This window comes from Paenarthrobacter sp. OM7, from assembly GCF_029873575.1.
Taxonomy (GTDB): Bacteria; Actinomycetota; Actinomycetes; order Actinomycetales; family Micrococcaceae; genus Arthrobacter.
In genome coordinates this window covers 2,918,185-2,943,138 of record NZ_CP123579.1, presented here as the reverse complement: position 1 = coordinate 2,943,138, position 24,954 = coordinate 2,918,185, and the positions used below count along the sequence as shown (strand labels likewise).

Sequence of the window (24,954 nt, the reverse complement as noted above, 5' to 3'; positions counted from 1 at the left end):
ACCTTGGGCCCCGCGGGCCGTCCGTCTTGACCGCACAACGGCTGCACCGCACGATTGAGGTGGAGGTCACAATGCGCAGACTGTTCCTGATGGCGGTGCCGATAGTGATGGCGCTGGCCGCCTGCACTGTGCCGTCGTCCGAGCCACCCGCTGGAACCGGTTCGCCGGCGACCAGCAATGCCAGCGCCACCGCCGGGCCCGGCCAGCCGCCGTCGTCCGCTCCGGGAAGCAGCGAAACTGCTCCGGGAAGCAGCGAACCGAGCGGCGTTGCCCCGGCAGCGGGCGACGACGAACCGGGCCGCTTTTCCTACCTCTGCACGAGCCTTGACGCATCGCCCGAAGTCCAATTGTCGAGCTTGGCGGAGGTTTGGGCTGCCACGAATTACACCCGCATGGATTCGTGTGGCGTCACGTTCGAGGGGGACGGGCAGTTTGAGCCCACGCCCCGGGAAGCTGAAGCCATTTCGACAGCTGCGCCGCAAGGCGTGGCAGCTGATGACGGGTTGGAAACCATGCTGGATATCCTTCGCCTCTGCACAAGGATCAGTGATGAAACCGGGCCAGGCGGATTTGCCGAAGCAAGTAGGGCGACGTTGCTGGCAGCGGCGGAATTCTGTCCGGACGCTCCACAGGGAAAGATCATTGCCGCTTGGGCAGAGGGCGCCAGGGTGGGAGATGGGACCCACGTGGCGGGCGAGAACCAAGAGCCGGGGCGATGGCAGTTGATTAAACCGGCCGTCGAGACGGGCGGTTGCGCATGGTCCATCACGAGCCAGGACGGCTCCGTTGTTGCCAACGGTGGCCTTGCGGAGGCGGGTAACGCAGTGGAACTGAAGCCGGGCCAGAAGTTTACTAGTGACAAATGCGGAATTTGGGGGAAGATGTACTAAGACGCAGCCGGAAACGGCTTGGGGCGAATAACCAATGCATGCGGAGCTGGGGAGCATCCGAATGAAGTGGGGATCCCTCGGTGAACATGCGCAGGCGCAGTGTTCTTCAACTCGGTGTGGCAGGTCTTGCCCTGGCCGGTTGTTCAGGAACCAAAGTAGATACTTCCCAACCAGCCGCACTCGATATGGCACCGGTTATCGCGAGCGACGACAAGGTCCCCATTGAGCGTCCGGAACCTCTGATCCGGTACCAGTTCACGTGTACAGCGGCAGATGGCAGTCTCATTGGCAAATTTTCGAGCCTCGAGGAAGTCTGGGCTTCCACCCGGTACATGCACGTCACTGACTGCCAAGTGGTCTACGTCGGAAACGGCCCGCACCTCCTGACTCCGGAAGAACGGGCAGCCGTCAACGCGGCTGTTGCGGCCGGGGCGGCGCCTGGACAGGACTCCGCTTTGTGCCTGCTCATTATCAGGGCCTGCACACGCACGGATCACAGGACACTTGCAGCTTCACTCGCCGCGTACGGCATACCCGTAGTCAAGGGCGCTTTGACGCTGGCTCCGTTGGCTCCGCAGGCTGCCCAGCTCACCAGGTGGCTGAAGACGGCAGTACCCCTGCAAAGCTGAATATGGGTGGGCCCCGGCAGGATTTACAAGGCCGGGACGCCACTTATAGAGGCCGATATCCATCCCTTCCAACCACACAAAATTGCGGGATCACATGGTCTAATGAAAGTGGTCTCACGTATTGGCTGTTCAGCGTATCCGGGAAACGGACTTTGTTGCAGAGAAAACAAAGATCACCCGTTGCGCACAATCAAGGAGTGATCTTTTATGGCGTTCAGAATTGGAACTGCAAGCGCTGACATAACGCCGTCGCTGAGCACCAATCCCTACATGGCCGGATATGGTTCGACTGACGGTGGACGCGAGGCCACCAGCAGCTCACCGTTTGAGCCGTTGTATGCACGGGCGATTCTTATCTGGGAAGACGCCCACCCCCACATCATTATCAGCCTGGACGTCCTGGCTTTGCCGCGGGCCATGCATCAAAGGATCCGTGACAGGATCATTGACCTTACCTCGTGGTCCAGCAGCGACATCCTGATCCAGGCAACCCATACGCATAATGGACCCGCATTGATTGATACCCTTCACCCCTTCATGGCGTATGGGCTCGCGGACCTGGGTTTGGTGCGTTCCTACAGTGCCGATCTTGAAGACACCATAGTCAACCTTGCCCAGGAAGCGCTGGATGCGGATGAAACGGCGGTGACTTTCGACTATAAAGTTTCGACCCAGAATTTTTCCGCCAACCGGGTTGGGTTGCCATACACCGAGACTGCCGTGCCGATTCTGGTGGCCAGGCGGGGCAATGGTACGCCGGCTGCAGTGATTTTCAGCTATGGATGCCACCCCATCAGTGCTGGGCTTCGGACACTTTTTGATGGTGATTTCGCCGCAGGTGCCTGCAATTATATTGAGAACCGGAACCCGAATTGTTTTGCAATGTTCGTTCAGGGGCCGGCCGGTGACCAGGACCCGGGTGGAGTCCGCAGTTGGCAACTACGGGATCAGCACGGGGACGCGTTGGGTGCCACGGTGCACTCAAACATGCAATCGGCCGGGCGTGCGCTGAGCGGCCCCATGGTCACGCGGTACCAGGAGGTCCAGTTGCCGCTGGATATAACCCCAACAGCAGGAAACCTGGCCGCAGTCCGCGCTTCCTATGTAGCCCGGCTCGCCAACCCCAACGGCCAACCCCAGTGGTACCAGCGCCATGCGCAGGTCATGATCGGGCGGATCGACAGCAACAGTATTGAAACGGCTGTGCCGTCACCCTTCCAGGTATGGAAATTCAACGGAAGCCCGCAATTAAAAATTGCCATGATTGGTGGGGAGCTCGTCAGCGGGTACGCAGCCTACTTCCGGAGCAGGAATGGCGGGAACAACGGAATTATTGTTGGAGGTTATGCAAATGAATCATGCTGCTATATCCCAAGCAATGAATTCTTTCCACCGTTCATGCCGCTGGGCAGCTATGAGGGTGGATGGGAGCCTGATTTCCCGGGAATTGCCGGTGGCTCAATGACGGTGTATGGACATTTGGCTCATTTCAAAGCGGGTACCAATGGTGTGGAGACGACGCTTGTCAATGCGATGAATGCCTTGCTTGCCTAAAGTGTGCGAAAGTTGGCGGGCCCGCCCGAGGAATCCTTGGGCAGGCCCGCCATCACTTTATGACCCCGGCCGCTACCTGGCAGCCGGTGCCAGAATTGTCAGGTTGCTCCAGCCCGTACCAATCTTGGTTGGTGTTCCCCACGACCTGTTGGCGCCCACGGGGTAGTATCGCAGGTCCCCGACGGTGGTCTTCCCGATGATGCCCAGCGAACCGGCACCTGCGAAACCACGGATCGCTGCAAAATCTGACATTACATTCCAGCCCGTGCCCACAACGCCGGCGGATTCCTGGATAAAGTTGCCGGACCCGTTGGATCGGTACAGCTTGAGATCGCCGGTGCCCGTTTTGACGAGGAGGTCGGCATTGGAATCCTTGTCGAAGTCCACCTGTGTGATCTCCAGGCCCGTCCAGCCGACGCCAATGGATACACCGGTGGAAACGGTTCTTCCGGTGGGATTGTTGAAGTAGTACAACCGGCCCGTGGCGTCATATCCCACAATTCCGGGATGTGCGTCAGCTTTCTTCCACGTGCCGACACTCAGCGTCCAGTCTTTCCAGTTGCTCCCCAGTGAGATCGCGGCTCCAAAGCCGCTGCCGTTCCTGCCGGGATAGACGTTCAAGCGGCCGTCGGACCACTGCGCCACGATGTCCAAGGCGCCGTCGCCGTTCCAGTCCGTGACGAAGCCCGCCTTCAACCCCGCCCAGCCAGTGCCAATGAGGTCTTCGGGCAACAATGCAGTGGTGCCGGTTCCCGGGTAGCGGTAGAGATTGGCATCGGGGCGGACTGCCACGATGTCCTCTTGGTCAATCCCAAGGGTGGACTCCACGTCCAGTGCTGCACCGCTGATGAGGCTTGCATCGTTCCACCCCACGCCGATAAGGCTGCGGTTACCCCACGATCCGGAACCGGCGGGGTAATAGTAGAGGTCTCCGTTCGAGGCCCGGGCGTGGAGTCCCTGCGAGTCCGCTCCATTGAAGTTGATTGCTGAGCTCACTGCCGTCATGCCACCCCAGCCCGAACCAATGACCCGACCCGGCTCGCTGATGAAGCTGCCCACACCGTTGGAGCGGAAAAGCCGCAGGGTGCCGTCCGTTGTGCGTGTGACAATGTCCTGGTTGCCGTCGCCGTCGAAGTCGATCTGGTTCAGTTGGTGTCCGCTGAACCCGGTTCCTATCAGGACACCGTTCCCGAGTCCGCCGCCGCTACTGTTCGAGTATCTGTACAGGTTCCCCCGATAGTCCTGGCCGATCACTCCGGGATAGGCATCCTTGACGTTCCACCAGCCTACGGTCAGGGACATTTCCTGCCAGCCGGAACCCACTTGGATGGGCGCGTAGAAAGAACCCCCGGGAGCTCCCCGGAAGACCTTCAGCGTCCCGTCGGACCACTGGGAGAGGATGTCCTGGACTCCGTCCTGGTTCCAGTCCACCACGTAGAGCGCCTTCGCGCCGGACCATCCCGAGCCGATGGCCACAGGGCCGGTGATTCTGCCGGCCCCATTCGCCGGGAAAGCGTCCAAACGTCCTGCCGCGCTGGTGGTCAGGATGTCTGCGGCTGACTTAATGGACGGATTGGAAGGATATGAAACCCCGCGGGCAAAGGTCCGCAGCTGGTCGTAGCTGCCGTTGAAGATGTTTGAATCGCCTTCGAAGGGGCCGGTGCTGCTGTACTGCCACATGGTGTAGTTGCCCCAACTGACCGGCATGGAGCCGGGTGAGTTGGTGGGATTGTTCCAATAGGAAGCAATCCAGAGTGGATAGCTGCCGAACGTCGTGTTGCCAACGCAGGTGTTCCACCAATCGGTGGTGCTGTAGATGACCGGGAAGCGGCCGGTCAGGGCCTTTACGGTGTTCCCAAAGTCAGCTGCCCATTGCCCCAACTGCGCCTTGGACATGTCATAGCAGGTGTTCCCGAAGTAGAACCCGTTGATGGTTCGCCCGGCATAGGGGTTGTATTCGATGTCCAGGACCGGCGGGAGGGTGTACCCGTCAGCCGTCCAGCCACCACCGTTCGCTACGAAGTACCGTGCTTGATCAGCACCTGATGACCAGTTGGGGATGGCGAAGTGATAGGCACCCCGCACCATGCCCACATTGCGGGATCCGTTGTACTGCTGTGTGTAGTTCTCGTTGAGGTAGTAATTGCCTTCGGATGCCTTGACGTACGCCCAACGGGATCCTTGGTTCCACTGGCTTTGCCAGTTCACGTTTCCTTGGTGGGCACTGACATCCTGTCCTGCAATGCCGATAGTGGGCCGCCAATGGCCCGGATCGGCGGCCAAGGGGACGGCGGCGTTGACTGTGCCTCCTACTGCCCGTGACCCCGACGCTCCCAAGGCGTCTTTGCCCTGCTTGGCTGCCAGCACCCGGGGAGACCGTTGGCCCATTTCTGCGCCGCCCGCCGGGATGGCTGCCAGCATAGCCGCCTTCATCGCTTCAGCGTTCGGGGCGTTGCCGGGCATGGCCATCGTTGAGGGCGGCTGCGCTTGGGAATCGTTCGTTGACCCGGCTGCCGGCAGCGGCACTGTTGCAGGTGAAGGCCCGACGGCGGGCAACGGCTGCTGCTGCCCAGGCACCTGGGTCTCCGCGGGAGTCGGGCTGCCGGGGGATGGTGCCGGGGCACCGGTACCTGCTGGTTCCGGCACTGGGGTTGCTGACTGGGTCTCCGGTGGAGGAGCTGGGCGTGGTCCGGTCGTTTCCGCCCAGGCGGGAGATCCAAGGCAACTGCCCGCTGCCAGGGCGATCGTCAGCGCCAGGCCGACCCGGGCCAGCGGAGTCCGGCGGGACGGGTCACTTGAACGTCTTTTCATCTTTATATCCGGCCCTGTACCGCGGCTCAGCGGCGCATGGGGTGGCTTGCGGCCAAGCTCCGGGGCGGGCGCTTGCGCATGAGACCAAAGGCCAGCTCCTAACGGGCTTTACCATAACATCCTGAAACTGGAGTGACTAGTGGGATTTGGGTTGCTGACGTGACTGCTGATCCACAGTTATCCACATGCCCGCTCCTCTGGGTTGAAGGGGTGTGGGGGCTCCCTTAGCGTGAATGAGGCGAGATGTTCCTCTCGTTTATCAAACTTCGTGGGCGGTGGGGGAAGAAGTGGATGCTGTAAGGATCGTCGAGGGAGAAGTCAGGGAGCTCATCCGGCGCAGAGGATTGGATCCCCTCGAGCAGGCTTCGGATGTCAGGCTTCTGGTGGAAGCGGCAGTGAACGACTACGACGAACGTGCGCTTTTGGGCCCCCTTCCTTCCCTCGGCCACCTTGAGACTGCCCGGCGGCACATCTTCGATGCGGTGGCAGGCTTCGGGCCATTGCAGCCACTCCTGGACGATGCCGCGATTGAAGAGGTCTGGATCAATGCACCGCACGAAATCTATGTTGCCCGCAACGGTGAATCGGAACTGACGGGCATCAGCCTTACCGAGCAGCAGGTCAGGGACCTTGTAGAACGAATGCTCAAGAGTTCGGGGCGCAGGCTGGATCTTTCATCGCCGTTCGTCGATGCCGCGCTTCCTGATGGTTCGCGGTTGCACGTCGCCATCCCGGACATCACCCGGAAGCACTGGGCCGTCAACATTCGGAAGTTCATTGCCCGGGCAAGCCGCCTGGAGCATTTGGTCGAGCTGGGAAGCCTTACGCCGCAGGCGGCCCGGTTCCTTGGAGCAGCTGTGGCCAGCGGTCTCAATATCCTCGTATCGGGTGCCACCCAGGCCGGGAAGACCACAATGTTGAACTGCCTTGCCGCACACATTGGTTCCCGTGAACGTGTCATTACGGTGGAAGAGATCTTCGAACTGCAACTCCCGCTGCGCGACGTCGTGGGACTTCAGTGCCGGCAACCCAACCTGGAAGGAGGAGGCGAAATTCCGCTGCGGCGGTTGGTCAAGGAAGCCTTGAGGATGCGCCCGGACAGGCTGGTCGTGGGGGAGGTTCGTGAAGCGGAGAGCCTCGACATGCTGATTGCGCTTAACTCCGGCTTGCCAGGCATGTGCACCGTCCATGCGAATTCCGCACACGACGCAGTGACCAAGATTTGCACGCTCCCGCTTCTGGCAGGAGCAAATATTTCCAGTGCTTTCGTAGTGCCCACAGTGGCATCCTGCATCGACCTCGTGGTGCACTGCAGCCGCCACTCCACGGGCAGGAGGCAGGTGACTGAGATCCTCTCCCTTGGACGGAGGGTCGAAAACGGAATCATCGAATCCTCGGGTGTGTTCGGCATGGTCGGCGCGCAACTGCTGCCACGGGCCAACTCCATGCCTGCCGCGGAGAAGTTCGCCCGGGCAGGATTCGACGTCGCCGCCCTATTGGAGCTGAACTGATGGCGCCCCTTCTTGGCATCCTCTGCGGCCTTGGGGTGTTCCTCATCTGGTGGTCCTCGTGGGTACAACCGCAGGTAGAAGTGAAGGAGACAGGCCCCGGGCGCCTTGAGCTGCTGCTCACCTCAGCCGGTATCGAGAAAGTCACGGGTGGAGGCCTTCTTCTCACGTGCGCAGGCTTCGGTCTCTTCGCCTTGCTGGTGTTCTACGTCGTCACGGGATCGCCTCCGGTTGCAGCCTGCTTTTCCCTCTTTGCTTCGTGGGTTCCTTTCGCAGCGGTCCGTTGGCGGGCACGCAAACGTCGGGCCGCACTTCGACTCCTGTGGCCGGACATCGTGGACCACTTACGCTCAGCCATACGTGCCGGTCTCGCCCTGCCGGAAGCGCTGATCCAATTGGGGTACAAGGGACCGGAAGAACTTCGCTTGCTGTTCCTGGACTTTGGGGCGGACTACAGATCCGGCGGACAGTTTGAGGCTGCCCTGAACAGGCTGAAGGCACGGCTGGCCGATCCTGTGGCGGATCGTATTATCGAGGCACTCAGAATGACCCGCGAGGTTGGTGGTTCGGATCTCGGCCGGATGCTTGGCACTCTTTCCGAGTTCCTGAGAGACAGCGCGCGCACGCGAAGTGAGCTTGAAGCCCGACAGTCATGGACCATCAATGCAGCACGGCTTGCGGTAGCGGCGCCTTGGGTGGTCCTGGTTGTCATGGCCAGCCGGCCTGAAGCGATGCTGGCCTACAACTCGGCCACAGGAGCCATGGTCTTGCTCGGTGGGCTGCTGGTATCCGTTGTCAGCTACTCCGTGATGCTGCGGGTTGGGGCGTTGCCTGAGGATCAGCGGGTGCTTCGATGACCACTACCACCGCGTTCGCCGTGCTCTACGGGCTGCTTCTAGGGGCGGGTTGCTGGCTGATCCTGGTGCGGCTCCCCTTCATGCGCGGAAACACCTTTTCGGACCGTATAGAGGCCCAGTTGAGATCACGGAACCTGGAATCCCGGCTCCTGCGCACACCAACCTATAACCTCACACCGTTCGGCCCGCTGGAGAGGATAGTGCGTCCCATCATTGGTGACGCCATCACGTATATGTCCCGGTTCAATATCGGGTCTGCGGCGCTGGGAAAGAGGTTGGCGCGTGCTGGCTCTTCCAAATCCACCCTGGACTTCCGGGCCGAGCAGCTCCTGTGGGCCGGCGCAGGTTTCGTAGTAGCGGTACTTGTCGTCGTGATAAGCGCCGCCGCAGGGCAGTTCAGCCCGGCTTTCCTTGTTGTTTGTGTCGTCACTGGTGCAGCAGGGGGGTACATGCTCCGTGACTATGTTCTGGGACAACGGATCAAAAAGCGGGAATCGGCGATGCTGTCCGAATTTCCCAGTCTCGCGGAGTTGATGGCGCTCGCCGTTGCTGCAGGCGAGAGCGCCATGGGCGCCATGGACAGGGTAAGCCGCAGTTCCAGTGGGGAACTTTCTGCAGAGTTTGGTCTGGTCCTCGCTGATGCCAGGTCCGGCAAGTCACTTTCGGAGGCACTCCACGCGTTCTCCATGAGGTCGGAGCTGCCGCCTTTGGTCAGGTTTTTTGACGGGCTGGTGGTCGCGGTGGAACGGGGGACGCCCTTGGCCGATGTCCTCCGGGCGCAGGCCGCGGACGTCCGCGACGCCGCAAAACGCGAGCTCATGGAGTCCGCAGGCAGAAAAGAAATTGCCATGATGGTGCCGCTTGTTTTCGGGGTGCTCCCGCTGACAGTCGTCTTCGCTGCCTTCCCGGCCATGGCTGCGCTGGAAATCAGCCTGTAAGCCAGCCGTCAAGAACGCCCAGGTTTTGTCCGTCGAAGCAGTCCAGTCCATGGATGCAGCACGGTCCACCGAATCCACCGCATCACTTCACGCCATATCCGTCCGCCGATCCATTCATCCTGGGGAGAACAATGAACCGCATTACAAGAAGACTGTCCGCCGCCTCCTTCCTGAGCGTCGTCAGCAGCTCGTGGGTTATGGCGGTCGCGTTCAGGGGACTGTCCTGTGCCGAGGACCGGGATCGAGGGGATGTGCCTGGCTGGGTCATGATTACTCTGATGTCGGCTGTCCTGGTCGCTGGCCTTCTTGCCCTGGCTGCTCCTGCCTTGGAGGGCTTGTTCGATCAGGCGATTGAGAAAGTGGGCCAGTAGGAGTGCGGCCGGACACCGCCGTTGTTCCAGGGCTTCGGATCAAGCAACGGCGGAACGCCTCCGACGAGTGCGGGTCCGCCGTTGTCGACTTTGTCTTGGTCGGCGCGCTGTTGACGCTGTTCTTCATGGCGATCATCCAGCTCACCTTGGTGTTGCACGTCCGCAACACCCTGATTGATGCCGCGGCCTCCGGTGCGCGTTATGGGGCCTTGGCGGATCGCACACCGGCAGATGCACGGGCACGGACCGCGGAGTTGATTCGCTCCGCCTTGAACAGTGACTTCTCCGGGGACATCCTTTGCAGCGACGTCATGGTGGACGGAGCCCGCACCTTGGAGGTGACGGTGACGGCGCCCTTGCCGGTTGTCGGGCTGGTTGGTCCCCGTGGCTTGCTGGAGGTGAAGGGTCATGCAGCACACTGAGCCACGCCTGAACCTGCTCAAAGCCTTCAGGCAAAGGATGCACCAGGCACTATGCCTCTCTGCCGGGCCGGCCGGGGTGCCCGCTGACGGTTCCTTTGGGGTGCCCGCCGGGGATCGAGCCGGGGTGCCCGCCAGGAGGTTCGGGCCAGGCGCGGGGGCGCTTGGGGGCGAACAGGGAAGTGCCGTAGTGGAATTTACGTTCCTGGCTGTACTGCTCATGGTTCCCGTGGTCTATTTCGTGGTGACGGTGGGACAGATCCAAGGGGGGTCTTTTGCGGTGGTCGGGGCCGCCGACCAAGCCGCGAAGGTGTTTGTGGCGCGGGATGAGCTTGCCGATGCCGGGGCGGCGGCGGAACGGGCAGTCTTCCTTGCCCTGGGGGACTACGGGCATACCCCGGACAACGCCAGGGTTGAGGTGTCGTGTGACAGAGCGGACTGTCTGTCGGCTGGAGCAAAGGTGACGGTGACGGTCACCCTCGATGTTCCCTTGCCCCTGATGCCCTTTGGAGACACAGTGGGCTTGAGTGCCGCCAGGTTGAGTGCATCGGCCACTCAAGCAGTGGGGCGCTTCCTGTGACGACGCTGCTCAACGGAAAAACCCGCGAAGACGGCCAGATCGCCGTTCTCATTATCGGCTTCGTTGTGCTTGCGCTCCTTCTGGCGACAGTGGTCATGGCCGTCTCGGCGGTCTATTTGGAGCACAAGAAACTGTTGTCGCTGGCGGACGGAGCAGCGCTTGCCGCTGCCGACTCCTTCATGGTGGGGGATATAGGGGCCGGGAGCCGCCCTGAACCGTCGTTGGTGGATGAGCGCGTGCGGTCCGGGGCAGCCTCCTACCTCTCCGGCACTGGCGCCTCTTCCCATCATGACCGCCTTGCCTTGGCGGCCGGCACTGGCAGCGAGCCCGGCGGCACAGCCGTAGTGGTCCTTACCGCTGTGGCCCATCCTCCGGTCATCAGCTTCCTCCTGCCGGACGGGATCCTGGTTGAGGCCCGATCGGTCGCCCGCTCATCTTTAACGCAGTAACGGTCCGGGTCATGGTCCGGCAGGAAAGAACGGAGCCGTCGGGGGAGCGTGACGGATAGCGTACGCTGGGAGGACCATGGCTGAGATAGATTTTCCCGCAGAAATCCGCGCACTTCGCGCAACTTACAGCTCCATCGAGAACGTTACCGATGTTGATGCACTAAAGGCTGAGATCGCTGAACTGAGCGAGCAAGCCGGAGCCCCGGACCTTTGGGATGACCCGGCTTCTGCCCAGGTGATAACTTCGCGGTTGTCACACCGGCAGTCCGAAGTTGAGCGTCTTTCCAAGCTGGACTCCCGGATCGACGACCTTGAAGTCCTGGTGGAACTCGGCCAGGACGAGGGCGACGAAGACTCCATGGCGGAAGCTGCCAAGGAGTTGGCGTCCATTCGCAAGGCTCTGGCGGAACTCGAAATCACCACGCTGTTGGCAGGCGAGTACGACGAACGCGAAGCGGTGGTTACCATCCGTGCGGGTGCCGGTGGAGTTGACGCGGCAGATTTCGCCGAGATGCTGATGCGGATGTACCTGCGCTGGGCAGAACGCCACGGGTACCCCACCACCGTGATGGATACGTCCTATGCCGAGGAGGCGGGACTGAAATCCGCCACGTTCGAGGTCAAGGCGCCGTACGCGTTCGGCACGTTGAGCGTCGAAGCAGGAACACACCGGTTGGTCCGCATCAGCCCCTTCGACAACCAAGGCCGCCGACAGACGTCCTTTGCGGCAGTGGAAGTTATTCCGTTGATCGAACAGACGGACTCCATCGAAATTCCGGATAACGAAATTCGTGTTGACGTCTTCCGTTCCTCGGGGCCCGGAGGCCAGTCGGTCAACACCACCGACTCGGCAGTGCGGCTGACTCACATCCCCACGGGCATTGTGGTCTCGATGCAGAACGAAAAGTCACAGCTTCAGAACCGTGCCGCTGCCATGCGCGTGCTTCAGTCCCGATTGCTGCTGGTCAAGAAGGAACAGGAGGACGCAGAAAAGAAGGCCTTGGCCGGAGACGTCAAGGCGTCCTGGGGTGACCAGATGCGCTCCTACGTCCTCAACCCGTACCAGATGGTCAAAGATCTGCGAACGGAACATGAAGTAGGCAACACCTCAGCAGTCCTGGACGGCGACATCGATGACTTCATTGACGCCGGCATCCGTTGGCGTACAGGCAACCGCAACGCGGCAGCCGGCTAGGACGGAGAAGGGCGGAGTCCGGTTCGCGCCAACGCTCTGGATTCCGCGACACACCCTCCAAAGCCCGGTAAATCCGGGCTGCCCGTGCGTATAGTCGAGTGGCCGGTGCTCTCACTTCCCCCATCGAAAGCCCGCGCTCCGGCTGTTGGACTGGGCGACTATGTCATGTCCGGCGGGGTTCTAAAGGGCCATGATCAGATTTGAGAATGTCACCAAGGTCTACGAGCAGAATGCCCGACCGGCGCTCGACTCTGTCAGCCTTGAGATCAACCGCGGCGAATTCACCTTCCTCGTAGGTGCTTCGGGCTCAGGCAAGTCCACTTTTCTTCGCTTGATCCTGAAGGAAGACAAAGCCTCGTCCGGGTCTGTGTATGTTGCCGGGCAGAACGTTGCCAACATTTCGAGCTGGCGTGTACCCAAGCTTCGTCGCGGCATCGGCGTGGTGTTCCAGGACTTCCGCCTGCTCCCGCAGAAGAATGTCTTCGCCAACGTTGCCTTCGCGATGCAGGTGATTGGCAAGAGCCGTTCAATAATCCGCGAAACCGTTCCTGAGGTCCTGAAGACTGTAGGCCTGGAGGGCAAGGAGCGGCGCATGCCCCACGAACTTTCAGGCGGCGAGCAGCAACGTGTGGCCATCGCCCGCGCCGTCGTAAACCGTCCCGGCATCCTGCTGGCTGACGAACCGACCGGCAACCTGGACCCCATCACCTCGATGGGAATCATGGGAGTCCTGGACAAGATCAACCAGAACGGCACCACAGTAGTCATGGCAACCCACGACGACGACATCGTCAATGAAATGCGCCGCCGGGTGGTGGAGCTCAAGAACGGCAAGGTTATTCGAGACGAAGCCAAGGCGCTCTACACCTCGATGATTCCGGTGGTTGGCGAATCGCGCCGCCTGCGGGATGCCAGCGGCGAGGAACTCAACCGTGCACAGGGGGCGCAGCTGTGAGGCTCCTGTTCATCCTGGGGGAAATCGGCAGTGGCTTGCGCCGGAACCTTTCCATGGTCATTTCAGTGGTCCTGGTAACGTTCGTTTCCCTGACATTCGTCGGTGCGGCCGGCATGCTGCAGATGCAGATCAACCAGATGAAGGGCTACTGGTACGACAAAGTCCAGGTGGCGGTCTTCCTTTGCAACGACGGTTCGACGGCGGTGGGCTGCGCTTCGGGTCCGGCCACCCAGGAGCAGCAGGAAAACCTGCAGGCCATGCTTGAGTCGCCGGCGGTCAAGCAATACATCAACGATTTCCAGTTCGAATCCCAGGCTGAGGCTTACACGCACTTTAAGGAACAGTTCTCCAATTCACCGATTGTGGATTCGGTGTCCGAGGACCAGCTGCCGGCTTCCTTCCGGATCAACATGAAGAACCCGGAAAAGTACCAGATCATCAGCGAGACGTTCTCCTCCCAGCCGGGAGTCGAGACGGTCAGCGACCAGCGGCAGGTTTTGGAGCGCATCTTCTCCTGGATGAACGGTGCGTCGGTTGCTGCGATGGGCGTAGCCGTGGTCATGATCTTCTGCGCAGTGCTTCTCATTACCACCACCATCCGGCTTTCTGCCTTCAGCCGACGCCGGGAAACCGGGATCATGCGGCTCGTTGGAGCATCCAAAACAGTCATCCAACTCCCGTTCATCCTGGAGGGTGTTATCGCTGCCGTTGTGGGGGCCGTCCTAGCCTCGGTCACGCTCTGGTTGATGGCGCACTTCTGGCTTAATGGTGAGCTGTCGACACAGTTCCTCAACACCCCCTTTATTTCCTCCACCCAGGTGCTGGTGATCGCGCCCGTGCTGATTGCCTTGGGTGCGGGTTTGGCTGGGATATCCTCGCTTTTGACCCTCCGCAAGTATTTGAAGGTCTAGCGATGACCGCCCAAGCCCGATCACCCTTCATGCTGACAACCGAAAAGGACTCCTGATGACCGCGTTGGACCCGATCTCCCTGCGCCGGCGCTTTGCGTCGGGCAATGCTCGGATCATGGGTGCCGTGCTTGCTGTGGGTCTGGCTGTCAGCCTCCTGTCGGGCGCGCCCGCTGCCCAGGCCGACAACCTTGAAGACCAGCAGGCCGCACTTGAAGCTGAAGCCGCCAGGGTTCAGGCATCCCTGGAGTTTGTCGATGCCAACATCGCCAAGGCTGCCGGCGACCTGGTGATCTACCAGGGCCGCCTTCCCGGAGCCCAGCAGGCGCTGCTTGAGGCGCAGGGCCGGGTGGCGAGTGCGGTCAAGGAAGTTGAAGCTCTGGCGGCCAGGGTTGAACTTGCCCAGCAAAACAAGGCCAAGATCACCGAGCAGTTGGAAAGTGATAAACAGAAGATCACTGATACCAAGAAACTGATCGGTCAGATCGCCTCCCAGGCTTACAAGTCCGGTGGTGTTCCCACCAACATCGCCCTTCTGTTCGGGTCCAGTGAGTCCGGCAACCTGACCGAGTCCATGGACTTGGCTGACCAGGCCATGCGCAGCCAGAACGCCGCCATGACCAAGCTGACCCAGCAGAACGCCACGAACGTGAATTCCCAGGCACGGCTGGTAGCCGTCGAAGAAGAGATCCAAGATCTCAAAGCAAAAGCAGACGCTGCGCTTGACCGGGAGAAATCGGCAAGGGACGAGGCTGCGAACAAGAAAGCCGAAGTCGACAAGCTCATTGAAGACACCACGCGCCTGAATGGGCAGCTTCAGGCTGCCAAACCGGGTATCGAAGCCAATCTGGCCCGCGTCAAGGCTGAGCAGAACACCGTGGCCGCTGAAATCGTAGAGCGCGACCGGAAACTCAGGGAAGCCTGGGAAGCGGAGCAGCGCCGTCTTGCTGAAGAGGCTGCCGCAGCGGCCGCAGCCGCAGCAGCGGCCCAAGGCCGTCCGGCCCCACCAGAGCAGCCGTACGTTCCACCGGCAGCAGGATCGCCGTCCGCCTTCGGACTGCGTCACCCCTTTGCCAGTTATGTTCCCATCACCTCCGGATTCGGCTGGCGCGCAACGCCCCCGGGTACCATCGACTTCTACGGTACGGGTGGCTACATGCACACCGGCATCGACTTTGGCGCGGCATGTGGCACTCCGGTCTACGCGGCGGCTGCAGGCGAGGTCTTCAACTCAGGATGGAACTCAGCCGACGGCGGTGGATGGCGTGTGAAGCTGTCCCATGGCGTAGTCCAGGGCAATTCGCTGACCACCATCTACTACCACAACAGCAGCATTGTGGTGTCGAACGGCCAACGCGTTTCTGCCGGCCAACTGATCGCCTACTCGGGAAGCACCGGTAACTCGACCGGTTGCCATGCGCACTTCGAAACGTGGTTGAACGGTTCCGCTGTGGATCCCATGAACCTCCTCTAGTGTGTGGGGCAGTGCTCGGGAGGCCCCCGGCACTGGCGTACACTAGTTGAAATCCGCATCTATCAAGGAGTTCTACCGTGCCCAAGGAAAGTGGCCGTAAGGTAGTGGCCACCAATCGGAAGGCCCGGCATAACTACCATGTCCTGGACACCTATGAGGCCGGCATCGCCCTCATGGGAACAGAAGTGAAGTCCCTTCGTGAAGGCCATGCCTCCATGGTGGACGGCTTCTGCACCTTCTACAACGACGAGTTGTGGATGGAAGGTATCCATATCCCTGAGTATCACCAAGGGAGCTGGACCAACCACGCCGCGCGCCGGCGTCGTAAGCTCTTGCTTCATCGCGATGAACTGGACAAAATCTCGCAGAAGATCCGCGAGTCCGGCTTCACCGTGGTGCCGCTCCAGTTGTACTTCCTGGATGGCCGCGCCAAGGTGGAAATCGCCATAGCCCGAGGCAAGAAGGATTACGACAAGCGCCAAACGCTGCGTGAGCAGCAGGACAAGCGCGAATCGCTGCGTGAGTTGCGGGAGCGCAACCGCCGGTAGCGCCACGCCCACCGCGCCCGTGGAATGTTCCACCGGATGCATGCGTTATGATGAGTAGTCCGAAGGGAATTCGACAAGGTCGATGTTCCAGTCGGGTTTGGTAACAAAATACGGGGATGATCGGTTTCGACGATGTTAGTCGCGACAGGTGAAGCGGGCCGAGGATGCAGAATTATCTCGTAAACGCTGTCTGCAAACCAATAAGTGCCGAATCTAAGCGCACTGACTTCGCTCTCGCTGCCTAAGCAGTAAGACAGTCCGTCAGCCCGGGGTTGCTATCGCCCCGGTTCCTGGCGTCATTTAGATAGCCACTGCTGTTTGCCTTCGTCATTGAGGTAAACGGGACTTTTAGATGACTGGGCCCGGATCAGCCACCTGTTCGCAGGATGGCTGGGGCCGAGAAAATCCGACGCGAACTGCGCCCGGAGAAGCCCTGACAAAACGACATCGGACGGGGGTTCAATTCCCCCCATCTCCACCCACGGAAAGCCCTCGGATCATCGTGATCCGGGGGTTTTTCCATGCCCGAACGCACCAAGGCAGGACACTTCCACGTTCACCCACGGCGTACTGTCCGCAGGACTATCAGCCAAGGGCCGGCGGTTGAACTGGATAAGCGCCGAACCACGGCGGAGCGGTGGCAGGAGGCATGTGATGAGCACTGAACCGGACTTCGAACTGCAAGACCCTGACGACGACGAGCAGGCAATGGATGCGTACTCGAAGATCGTGGTCCGGGTTGCGGAATCTGTGACACCCCACGTCGCCGCCATCGAGATGACCAGCACCGGCCGGAGGGGCCAGATCCGCAAGGGCAGTGGCTCGGCCGTGGTCTTCACCGGCGATGGATACATGCTGACGAACGCCCATGTAGTGGCTGGTATCCGGTCCGGCCGGGCTGTGTTCGCCGACGGGAGACACACGGACGTGGAGTTGGTGGGCGCGGATCCTTTATCCGATCTCGCCGTGGTCCGTGGCGTGAAGTCCACGCCGCCTCCGGCAGTGCTGGGCAATGCCGAAATCCTGAAGGTGGGCCAGTTGGTGATCGCCGTGGGAAACCCGCTGGGTCTGGCCGGCTCGGTGACTGCGGGCGTCGTCAGTGGGTTGGGCAGGTCCATTCCCGTCAGGGCGGGCGAACACCAGCGGGTCATCGAGGATGTGATCCAAACCGACGCTGCCCTGAATCCGGGGAATTCCGGCGGAGCCTTGGCCGATACCCGCGGCCGCATCGTGGGCATCAACACCGCAGTAGCAGGATTGGGCCTGGGTTTGGCCGTGCCCATCAACACCACCACTCAGCGCATTATCGCGTCCCTGCTGAGGGATGGCCGGGTGCACCGTGCGTATTTGGGCTTGGTGAGCACGCCAATTCCCCTGGATGCCAGTGCCGTTGTACGGACGGGGCAGAAGGAAGGCTTGCGGGTGGTAGAGGTGATTCCACAGTCTCCAGCGGAGCTGTCCGGACTTCAACCCGGGGACATCGTGCTCCGCGCCCAGGGACGGGCTGTGTCCAGTGCCGAGAGCCTGCAGAAGTTGTTGTTCGAAGAGGCCATTGGCCAACCCTTCCCCCTGACCGTGCTGCGGGAGGGGAAACCAGTGCAGATTCTTGCGGTGCCCTCCGAGATGGTCCAGCCGTGAACGGAGGCTAGGCCTTGCTCTCCGGAACATCGACGACGCCCACGAAGCGGCTGCCGACCCCCTCGTATTCGCTGCGTACTTCCCCGAGGAAGAGCTTGGGAAGGTCACTGCTCCGGTGGGTACCGCAATAGACGAAGGAAAAGTCCGGCCACCACTTTTTGGGCCTAATGGCCTCGGAATAGCCGCACACGGCACAGGTCAGATGGACCCAGACGGGGCGTTTGCCGGTACGGTTGGCGCGCGACTGCACCAACCAAGCGGGGGGATTGTCTTGCATGTCGCGGAGTTCGGCTTCGGAAAGCCTGGACGGAATACCGTGGCGCTGTGCCATTTCCATCGAAATATCAAGGGCCAATGCGGCATCACGTCTGCTGATCACCACTCAACGATACGGGACTTCACGGGCGTAGGCTGTGCTCATGACTGACGCTGCCGCGCTTCTGCCGAGTACTCCGCTACAGAAACGCGTGCTGGTGGTGGCGATCGTGGCGTCGTTCATCGCCATCCTCGATGGTTTTGTGGTCAATCTCGCACTGCCTGCCATCGGCAGGGAGCTCGGTGGCGGCCTGGTCATCCAACAATGGGTAGTAGACGCGTACCTGCTGACCTTGGGTGCGTTGATCCTGGTGGCCGGCTCGTTGTCCGACCATTTCGGCAGGGCGCGAATCCTCGAATGGGGCCTGGCGGGTTTCGCGGTGACCTCGGTCTTGTGTGGGCTGGCGTGGTCCGGCGAAGTCCTGGTGGTGTCGCGGGCACTGCAGGGTATTGCAGGGGCCCTCCTGGTCCCCAGTTCGCTGGCCATGATTATTACCTCGTTCACCGGTCCGGCCCAATCCAAAGCAATCGGCCAGTGGTCCGGCTGGACCAGCGCTGCGGCCATCGTGGGTCCGGTGATTGGCGGCATGGCGGTGGACCTGCTTTCCTGGCGGGTCATCTTCTTCATCAATGTCATACCCGCCGTTGCCATTTGGCCCATGCTCGCAGGTCTCCGGGCATCCGACGCCGCGAGGGACAAGAGCAAACATATTGACTACCTCGGAGCCGTCCTGGCCATGGTGGGCCTCGGTGGCCCGGTGTTTGCGTTCATCGAACAGAGCCGCATGGGCTGGGGGAGCGTGCAGGTGTGGTTGCCTCTGGTGGCCGGCATCGCAGCCATGGTGCTTTTCCTGCTCCATGAGGCAAGGACTGCCGAGCCCATGCTGCCACTCAGGCTCTTCGCGATCCGCAACTTTGGGTGGGGCAACCTGGCAACGCTGGCCATTTACGGTGGAATTTCCCTGGGGTTCTTTGTTTTGGGCATCTATCTTCAGCAAGTTGGGGGGATGGCTGCCACTATGGCGGGCATCGCCCTGCTGCCTGGCACCGTCATCCTCATGCTGTGTGCCTCGTATTTTGGTGGCTTGGCAGGGAAGTACGGGCCCCGATGGTTCATGACCGTGGGTCCGCTGCTGTGTGGTGTGGGCTTCCTGATGTCGTTGTCGGTCCAGGAGCCGTTGAATTATTGGACACAGGTACTGCCGGGCCAGATTGTTTTCGGAGTGGGATTGGCTACCTTGGTGGCGCCCCTGACAGCCGCCATTCTTGGTGCTGTCCCGCCCGAGGAGGCGGGAATTGGTTCGGCGGTCAACAACGCCGTTGCCCGCATTGCCGGCTTGATCACCATTGCCTTCGCGGGACTGATCGTGGGGCCGATCTTCAGCCGCGATGGTTTGTACAACGCCCTGTTGGTCACAGCGGCACTGTTCCTGACCGGGGCAGTAGCTTCCGCCGTCGGGATAAGAAATCCGCCCAAGGGGGCGGCGATTGCCGCTGACAGCCAACCTGATGCAACGTCCGACGACGGCGGGGCGGCCGGGCATCCCGGCTGAGCTCCCGCCGGGGTTGGGTCAGCGGGCGGGAAGGACGCAGCCCTCGTGGGCTTCAGCGCTCTGGACCCAGAGTGCGGACGTGACTTCGTCGGCGAGATCGAACTCGCGGCCTGAGGTGCCGCTCCCAATCCGCACCACCAGTGCTCCGCCGAAAGGTTTGCGGCCGACCACTTCAACCGGGGCGTCGAGGGTGATCTCTTCCGCAGCCAGGTATCTGAGGAGATCCGGGTTTTCGTCGCTGATCCTGGTGATACGCCCGGAGTGGCCTTGGTCCAGTTCAATCATGCGGTAGGCGTGCGGCAGTTCAACGGAGCCATCCGCCGAAGGGATCGGATCACCGTGCGGGTCCCTGACGGGGTGGCCAAGTTTGTCGGACATGCGCTCGATGAAGGTATCCGACACTGCATGCTCCAGCATCTCAGCTTCATCGTGGACCTCATCCCAGCTGTACCCGAGTTCTTCCACCAGATAGGTCTCAATGAGGCGATGCCGGCGCACCATGGCCAATGCCAGGCGCATGCCCGCCGGTGTCAGGCGAATGGCGCTGTAGGGCTGGTGGTCCACCAGTCCCTGGTCCTTGAGCTTGCGGACCATTTCAGACACGGAGGAATTAGCCACACCCAGGCGCTGGGCAAGCTGGGAGGACGTTATCGGCTTGTCTTGCCACTCTGTGTACGAGTAGATGACCTTGACGTAGTCCTCAATCGAGGAGGAGGGCGTACTGGTCTTCACACCTCAAGCCTACCGTGGCCGCGCAGCGCGTATCTTGAACGCCCGCCAAGTCTGCGTCACGTACGGCAGTGGAACGCTGTCTCCCGGTGCGTGCCCCAGATGCTCGTAGAGGTACCACTCCAGGTTGCCCATGACTTTCGCCCTGGTGGCGTCGTTGGCGCGGAGATAATAGCTCCGCGACTTGGTCAGCTCCATGATGTCTTCGGGCGTCAAGGCATCCGACCAGCGGGTGAAGTGGCTTTCCACGCCGGAAAATTCCGGGCCGATCAGTGGACGGAAACCTGGCTTGTGGACGTCTCCGGCATGCATGATGCGCGAGAGCCGATGAACCCAGGGCACGTCGGTATCCAGCTGGTTCCAGACCAGTCCCAAGGTCCCGTGCGGCCGGAGGATACGGGCTATCTCGGTGCTCGCGGCCAGTGGGTCGCACCAATGCCAGGCCTGGGCAACACTGACGACGTCGAATGCTGAGTCCGTCAGTCCTGTTGCTTCAGCTGTTCCCTCCAGCGCGGTGACGTGCGGCTGGGACTTGCGCAGCTGCTCCAGCATGTCGGTGGAAGGGTCGACGGCGGCAACGTCCAGTCCGCGCTCCACGAGGAGGGCCGTGAACTTGCCAGTACCCGCTCCGAGATCCGCAGCAGTCGTGGCCCCCTGGGGAACAAGCCATTCGACGGACTCCCGGGGATAACCGGGCCGCACTCGATCGTAGTGCTCGCCACCGTCCTGGAAGCTCTGGCCGAACTCGTTCCGACGGTCAGCGTGGAGCTTGGGACCACGCGGTCCGGCGGGTCCGGGAACGCCGGGCCGTCCGCTGGAGGCGGCCGGAGACGGCAATGCCACCAAAAACTCCTTCACAGGGTCGCCAAAAGATACCCTACGAATTTACCGCAGCCGCGGTAAAGCGCGTTTAGTCAACAGTGCAAGGAGCAGCGCCTGCAGTGCCGGGCGTGTTGGGCGCCCATTCCGGGTAGGTCCGGTGGTCGTTGGCAGGTACCCAGCGGCCCTCGTCCACCACGTAGTCCCAGCCCAACCCGTTGCGCTTAAGCCCTTCGATTCCTGCGAGCAGCCTCGTGGCGTCCTCCAACCGGGAGCCGACGCCAAAGCTGGCACGCAAGGAGCCTGAGGGAAGCCCGAGTCGCTTGAGCAGTGGGTGGGCGCAGAAGCGTCCATCCCGGAGGCCAACTCCGTGCTCGGCGGCCAGATACGCCGCCACCAGTCCGGCGTCGAATCCTTCCACGGAGAAGTTGACCACACCGATGGTGTCATCGGAGTCAGTGAAGATCTGGTGCACGGTCACGCCGTCGATGGCCTCCAAGCCATCCACCAGGTATCTGCGGATGGCGGCTTCATGGGCGTGCCACGCCTCCTGGTCCAGCCCGGCGAGGACCTGGGTGGCCCGGGCGAGGGTTGCGGCACCCAGGACATTGGGGGAGCCGCCTTCGTGGCGGGCAGGGCCCGTTGCCCAGCTCACCGAGTCGAGGCGGGCTTCACGGACGGCGCCGCCACCAGCCAGGTGGGGGATCCCGGCGTCGAGCCAGTCCGGGCGGCCCACTACGACGCCTGCGCCGAAGGGGGCATACAGCTTGTGACCGGAGAACACCACGTAGTCAACGTCGTCCTCGGTGATGTTGATCCGGCGGTGGGGTGCCAATTGGGCGGCATCCACAACAATCCTGGCACCGTATTCGTGCGCCAGTGCAGCGAGTTCTGCGATCGGCAGGATTTCACCTGTCACGTTGGAGGCGCCAGTGACGGCGAGCAGGCTGACCCCGCCTTGGGCCAATTCATCGCGGAGCTTGTCCACCGTGGCGGTCAACGTGGAGGCCGCTACGACGCTGCGGTGCGGGACACCCTGCCAAGGAAGAAGGTTGGCATGGTGTTCGATGTCCAGATAAAGGACTTCCCCGGAGAAACGGCCGTCAATCTGCGGAAGGCAGCCTGCCAGGAGATTCAGGGAGTCTGTGGTGTTTCGCGTGAAAATCACGGAATCGTCGGGACGCCCGCCGACGAACTCACGGACAATACTGCGCGAATTCTCATAGACCGAGGTGCTGATCTGGGACGCAAAGCCCGCGCCGCGGTGAACGCTGGCGTAGTAAGGAAGGACCTCGTTGAGGTAGGCCGAGACGATGGTCAGGGCCGGAGCCGATGCGCCGTAGTCCAGATTGGCATAGCGGACGTGGCCGCCCTGGATCAGCGGTGCCTGCAGCTCAGCGCCAGTGACGGCGGCGAGTGGCCGTGCAGCGGGAGCTGCCTGAGACGGGGTTTCACCGGCGAAAGACGGAATGATGTTTGAGTCGAACGTAACTGTGCTCATGGGACCTCACTCAAGAGGGATCCCCGGAGGGGGATCCGCGCTTGCCGCATCCGTTCCGGACCGGCCGGGTCGTCACCCGGGGCACCCCGCCGCGAATGGAGGGTTGCCGGCCAGCAAACCGGGGTTTAGCGCTGGCACTCGTGACCTGTAAAAAAGGTTAGGGCACCTCCAGTGGCCCCTCCAAAGTCACTTCGCTTTGTTAAGCACTTTGTTACGCCGGGTTGTAAATCGCCGATCTGGCGAAGAAAAAACGGCGGACGCCTCCAAAAGGAGGCGTCCGCCGTCGAATATTCGGTGAAAAGCAGCGTGCGTGCCCTGAAACGAACCTGCCTAGAGCAGGTCGTCCAGGCCCGGGTTGAGCCGCTTGAGGACTTCCGAGTGAAGGATGGAGTTGGTGGCCAGCGCGTTGCCGCCGAACGGACCGTCGTCGCCTTCCAGGGAGGTGAAACGGCCACCGGCCTCCGTAACGATCGGGACGAGGGCTGCCATGTCGTACAGGTTCAGCTCAGGCTCGCACGCGATGTCCACTGCACCCTCGGCCACCAGGCAGTATGACCAAAAATCGCCGTAGGCCCGGGTTCGCCATACATCCTCTGTGAGCCCCAGAAACTCATCCAGGTTTCCGCGGTCCTTCCACCCGGACAGGCTTGAGTAGGACAAGGAGGCATCGGAGAGGCGGGAAACGTTGGAGACCTTCAAACGGGTGGCCGCGGCAAGGGACCGGCCCATGTAGGCACCCATGTCCTTGGCAGCCCACCAGCGTTTTCCCAAGGCGGGTGCACTGACGACGCCAACCACGGGTTCACCCTCATCAACCAATGCGATCAATGTTGCCCACACCGGTACGCCCCGGACAAAATTCTTGGTCCCGTCGATGGGATCAATGATCCAACGCCGTGAACCGTGTCCGCTGCTGCCAAACTCCTCGCCAAGGACAGCATCCCGGGGGCGGGACCGGGAGAGCTGACCCCGGATGGCTTCCTCCGCTGCTTTGTCGGCGTCAGTGACAGGTGTGAGGTCTGGCTTGGTTTCGATCTTCAGGTCCAGGGCCTTGAAGCGGTCCATGGTCTGGGCATCGACTGAGTCAGCGAGGACGTGGGCAAGGCGCAGGTCATCGTTGTAGGTGGAAACGGGATGGGTCATGCCACCAAACTATCCTGAAACGCTCGCTGCAGCGGGGACGTGAAGCCGCAACGATTAGTTGACGGTGCCCAGTTCCTTGGTCTCTTTTGCTTCCATCCGGGGGTCGGCACCGAGCAACCGGCGCAACGAGGCCAACCGCGCTGCTCCTGAAGGTCCTGCATGGCCGTTGTTAACCCACGGATCCAGTCCGCAGTTGATGGCCGTGGCATCGTGCTTGCATCCCCGCTCACAGGCTTCAGTTCCGGGTTCAAGATCCGGGAAGGAATGCAGAATCCGGTCAGGGTCCACATGGGCCAGGCCAAAGGACCGGATGCCCGGGGTATCGATGATCCAACTGCCGGCCGGGGCGTCGGCGAGTTTCAGGGCCAAAGCGGAGGAGGACGTATGACGGCCCCGGCCTGTCACGGCGTTAACGCCGCCGGTGGCCCTCTCCGCCCCTGTCAGCGCATTGACCATGGTGGACTTGCCCACGCCCGAGTGGCCGAGCATCACGGTGACCTTGCCGCCGAGGTGGGAGCGCAACTGGGCTACGGCGTCGCGGTCCAACCGTGCGGACAGGCCGTCATCGGAGCGGGCGTCGATGCCGCCTGCTTCGGAGTCCGCCGTGCGGCTGATGATGACGGGGAAGTCCAGGCTGAGGTAGTTGGCAAGCAATTCTGCCGGATCCTTGACGTCCGCCTTGGTGATGAGCAGCAACGGCTCAATGCCGGCGTCGTAGGCTGCCACCAAGGCGCGGTCGATGAATCCGGTGCGCGGTTCAGGGTTGGCGGCTGCAACAACAATGACCAACTGGTGGGCGTTGGCCACCACGACGCGTTCGATGGGGTCGGTGTCGTCCGCGCTGCGTCGCAGGAGGGTTCGTCGTTCTTCCACCCGGACCAGCCGCGCCAGCGTGTCCGGCGAACCGGAGACGTCCCCCACTAAAGCGACGAAGTCCCCGGGTACTACCGGGTTACGCCGCAGTTCGCGGGCGCGCGCAGCGACGACGACGCGTGCGTTCGCGGAATCCTCGTCCACAATCGCCCTGTACCGCCCGCGGTCAACGGTGATGATCCGCCCGATGACGGCGTCGTCATGGCTGGGCCTGTCCTTGGTCCGTGGCCTGGACCCTTTTTTGTTGGGTCGGATCCGGACGTCGGATTCGTCCCAGGAGCGTGCATCGCGGCCCAT

The 24,954-nt window shown here is 61.7% G+C and carries 24 protein-coding genes, 1 other RNA gene and 1 riboswitch; of the genes, 18 read left to right on the top strand and 7 right to left on the bottom strand.

Features of this window, described 5'->3' with window-relative positions:
* Positions 1–71 precede the first annotated feature (71 nt).
* From QEH68_RS13595 to QEH68_RS13585, 3 genes are all read left to right on the top strand, one after another.
* Positions 72–890, top strand: coding sequence for a hypothetical protein (locus QEH68_RS13595; RefSeq protein ID WP_280623120.1), 819 nt, complete (start codon positions 72–74; stop codon positions 888–890).
* Positions 891–976: 86 nt separating this feature from the next.
* Entirely contained in the window at positions 977–1,519 is a 543-nt protein-coding gene (locus QEH68_RS13590) for a hypothetical protein (RefSeq protein ID WP_207597596.1), read from the top strand.
* 207 nt (positions 1,520–1,726) lie between these two features.
* Entirely contained in the window at positions 1,727–3,073 is a 1,347-nt protein-coding gene (locus QEH68_RS13585; protein ID WP_280623119.1) for a hypothetical protein, read from the top strand.
* 72 nt (positions 3,074–3,145) lie between these two features.
* Here the strand turns inward: QEH68_RS13585 and QEH68_RS13580 are convergent, their stop codons facing one another.
* Positions 3,146–5,719 carry a GH25 family lysozyme gene (locus tag QEH68_RS13580; RefSeq protein WP_348537375.1) on the bottom strand — a complete coding sequence of 858 codons (2,574 nt, stop codon included), beginning with the start codon at positions 5,717–5,719 and terminating at the stop codon, positions 3,146–3,148.
* Positions 5,720–6,171: 452 nt separating this feature from the next.
* Between QEH68_RS13580 and QEH68_RS13575 the strand changes: the two genes are divergently transcribed.
* From QEH68_RS13575 to QEH68_RS13510, 14 genes are all read left to right on the top strand, one after another.
* The gene (locus tag QEH68_RS13575; protein ID WP_280628017.1) at positions 6,172–7,395 is read left to right on the top strand and encodes an ATPase, T2SS/T4P/T4SS family; all 1,224 of its coding nucleotides are present in this window, start codon (positions 6,172–6,174) and stop codon (positions 7,393–7,395) included.
* The gene (locus tag QEH68_RS13570; protein ID WP_280623117.1) at positions 7,395–8,249 is read left to right on the top strand and encodes a type II secretion system F family protein; all 855 of its coding nucleotides are present in this window, start codon (positions 7,395–7,397) and stop codon (positions 8,247–8,249) included. The genes QEH68_RS13575 and QEH68_RS13570 overlap by 1 nt, the downstream gene beginning before the upstream one ends.
* Positions 8,246–9,187: a type II secretion system F family protein gene (locus QEH68_RS13565; protein ID WP_207594006.1), complete on the top strand. Its 942-nt coding sequence runs from the start codon at positions 8,246–8,248 to the stop codon at positions 9,185–9,187. The genes QEH68_RS13570 and QEH68_RS13565 overlap by 4 nt, the downstream gene beginning before the upstream one ends.
* Before the next feature lie 131 nt (positions 9,188–9,318).
* Entirely contained in the window at positions 9,319–9,558 is a 240-nt protein-coding gene (locus QEH68_RS13560; RefSeq protein WP_280628064.1) for a hypothetical protein, read from the top strand.
* Positions 9,559–9,596: 38 nt separating this feature from the next.
* Positions 9,597–9,980 carry a TadE/TadG family type IV pilus assembly protein gene (locus tag QEH68_RS13555; protein ID WP_280628016.1) on the top strand — a complete coding sequence of 128 codons (384 nt, stop codon included), beginning with the start codon at positions 9,597–9,599 and terminating at the stop codon, positions 9,978–9,980.
* Complete coding sequence (locus QEH68_RS13550) at positions 9,967–10,557, top strand: hypothetical protein (RefSeq protein WP_280623116.1); 591 nt, start codon at positions 9,967–9,969, stop codon at positions 10,555–10,557. The genes QEH68_RS13555 and QEH68_RS13550 overlap by 14 nt, the downstream gene beginning before the upstream one ends.
* Complete coding sequence (locus tag QEH68_RS13545) at positions 10,554–11,006, top strand: pilus assembly protein TadG-related protein (protein WP_337339729.1); 453 nt, start codon at positions 10,554–10,556, stop codon at positions 11,004–11,006. The genes QEH68_RS13550 and QEH68_RS13545 overlap by 4 nt, the downstream gene beginning before the upstream one ends.
* A 76-nt stretch (positions 11,007–11,082) precedes the next feature.
* Entirely contained in the window at positions 11,083–12,201 is a 1,119-nt protein-coding gene (gene prfB, locus QEH68_RS13540; protein ID WP_207593945.1) for a peptide chain release factor 2, read from the top strand.
* Between the two features lie 190 nt (positions 12,202–12,391).
* Entirely contained in the window at positions 12,392–13,156 is a 765-nt protein-coding gene (gene ftsE, locus QEH68_RS13535) for a cell division ATP-binding protein FtsE (protein WP_017198501.1), read from the top strand.
* Complete coding sequence (gene ftsX / locus QEH68_RS13530) at positions 13,153–14,067, top strand: permease-like cell division protein FtsX (RefSeq protein ID WP_207593944.1); 915 nt, start codon at positions 13,153–13,155, stop codon at positions 14,065–14,067. The genes ftsE and ftsX overlap by 4 nt, the downstream gene beginning before the upstream one ends.
* Before the next feature lie 55 nt (positions 14,068–14,122).
* On the top strand, positions 14,123–15,538 hold the full coding sequence (locus QEH68_RS13525; RefSeq protein ID WP_089595581.1) for a M23 family metallopeptidase: 1,416 nt from the start codon (positions 14,123–14,125) through the stop codon (positions 15,536–15,538).
* A gap of 77 nt (positions 15,539–15,615) precedes the next feature.
* Positions 15,616–16,086, top strand: a complete 471-nt coding sequence (smpB, locus tag QEH68_RS13520; RefSeq protein WP_017198498.1) for an SsrA-binding protein SmpB — start codon at positions 15,616–15,618, stop codon at positions 16,084–16,086.
* A gap of 112 nt (positions 16,087–16,198) precedes the next feature.
* Positions 16,199–16,567, top strand: a transfer-messenger RNA (tmRNA) gene (gene ssrA / locus QEH68_RS13515).
* Positions 16,568–16,740: 173 nt separating this feature from the next.
* On the top strand, positions 16,741–17,724 hold the full coding sequence (locus tag QEH68_RS13510) for a trypsin-like peptidase domain-containing protein (RefSeq protein WP_280623114.1): 984 nt from the start codon (positions 16,741–16,743) through the stop codon (positions 17,722–17,724).
* A 7-nt stretch (positions 17,725–17,731) separates the two neighbouring features.
* On the opposite strand, the gene QEH68_RS13505 is transcribed toward QEH68_RS13510, so the two are convergent.
* Positions 17,732–18,061 carry a hypothetical protein gene (locus QEH68_RS13505; protein ID WP_280628015.1) on the bottom strand — a complete coding sequence of 110 codons (330 nt, stop codon included), beginning with the start codon at positions 18,059–18,061 and terminating at the stop codon, positions 17,732–17,734.
* An 82-nt stretch (positions 18,062–18,143) separates the two neighbouring features.
* Between QEH68_RS13505 and QEH68_RS13500 the strand changes: the two genes are divergently transcribed.
* A complete protein-coding gene (locus tag QEH68_RS13500) occupies positions 18,144–19,592 on the top strand; it encodes an MFS transporter (RefSeq protein WP_280623113.1) in 1,449 nt (482 codons plus the stop codon).
* An 18-nt stretch (positions 19,593–19,610) separates the two neighbouring features.
* Here the strand turns inward: QEH68_RS13500 and QEH68_RS13495 are convergent, their stop codons facing one another.
* The 5 genes from QEH68_RS13495 to QEH68_RS13475 all read right to left on the bottom strand — a co-directional run bounded on the left by QEH68_RS13495 (position 19,611) and on the right by QEH68_RS13475 (position 24,954).
* Complete coding sequence (locus QEH68_RS13495) at positions 19,611–20,324, bottom strand: metal-dependent transcriptional regulator (RefSeq protein ID WP_207593941.1); 714 nt, start codon at positions 20,322–20,324, stop codon at positions 19,611–19,613.
* A gap of 9 nt (positions 20,325–20,333) precedes the next feature.
* Positions 20,334–21,158 (bottom strand): class I SAM-dependent methyltransferase, encoded by an 825-nt coding sequence (locus tag QEH68_RS13490; RefSeq protein WP_280628014.1) that lies wholly within the window; start codon positions 21,156–21,158, stop codon positions 20,334–20,336.
* 73 nt (positions 21,159–21,231) lie between these two features.
* Positions 21,232–22,641 (bottom strand): aminotransferase class V-fold PLP-dependent enzyme, encoded by a 1,410-nt coding sequence (locus tag QEH68_RS13485; RefSeq protein WP_280623112.1) that lies wholly within the window; start codon positions 22,639–22,641, stop codon positions 21,232–21,234.
* A 32-nt stretch (positions 22,642–22,673) separates the two neighbouring features.
* A riboswitch (SAM riboswitch) is annotated at positions 22,674–22,787 on the bottom strand.
* 184 nt (positions 22,788–22,971) lie between these two features.
* On the bottom strand, positions 22,972–23,784 hold the full coding sequence (gene hisN / locus QEH68_RS13480) for a histidinol-phosphatase (RefSeq protein ID WP_207593938.1): 813 nt from the start codon (positions 23,782–23,784) through the stop codon (positions 22,972–22,974).
* A 54-nt stretch (positions 23,785–23,838) separates the two neighbouring features.
* Positions 23,839–24,954 (bottom strand): ribosome small subunit-dependent GTPase A, encoded by a 1,116-nt coding sequence (locus QEH68_RS13475; RefSeq protein WP_280623111.1) that lies wholly within the window; start codon positions 24,952–24,954, stop codon positions 23,839–23,841.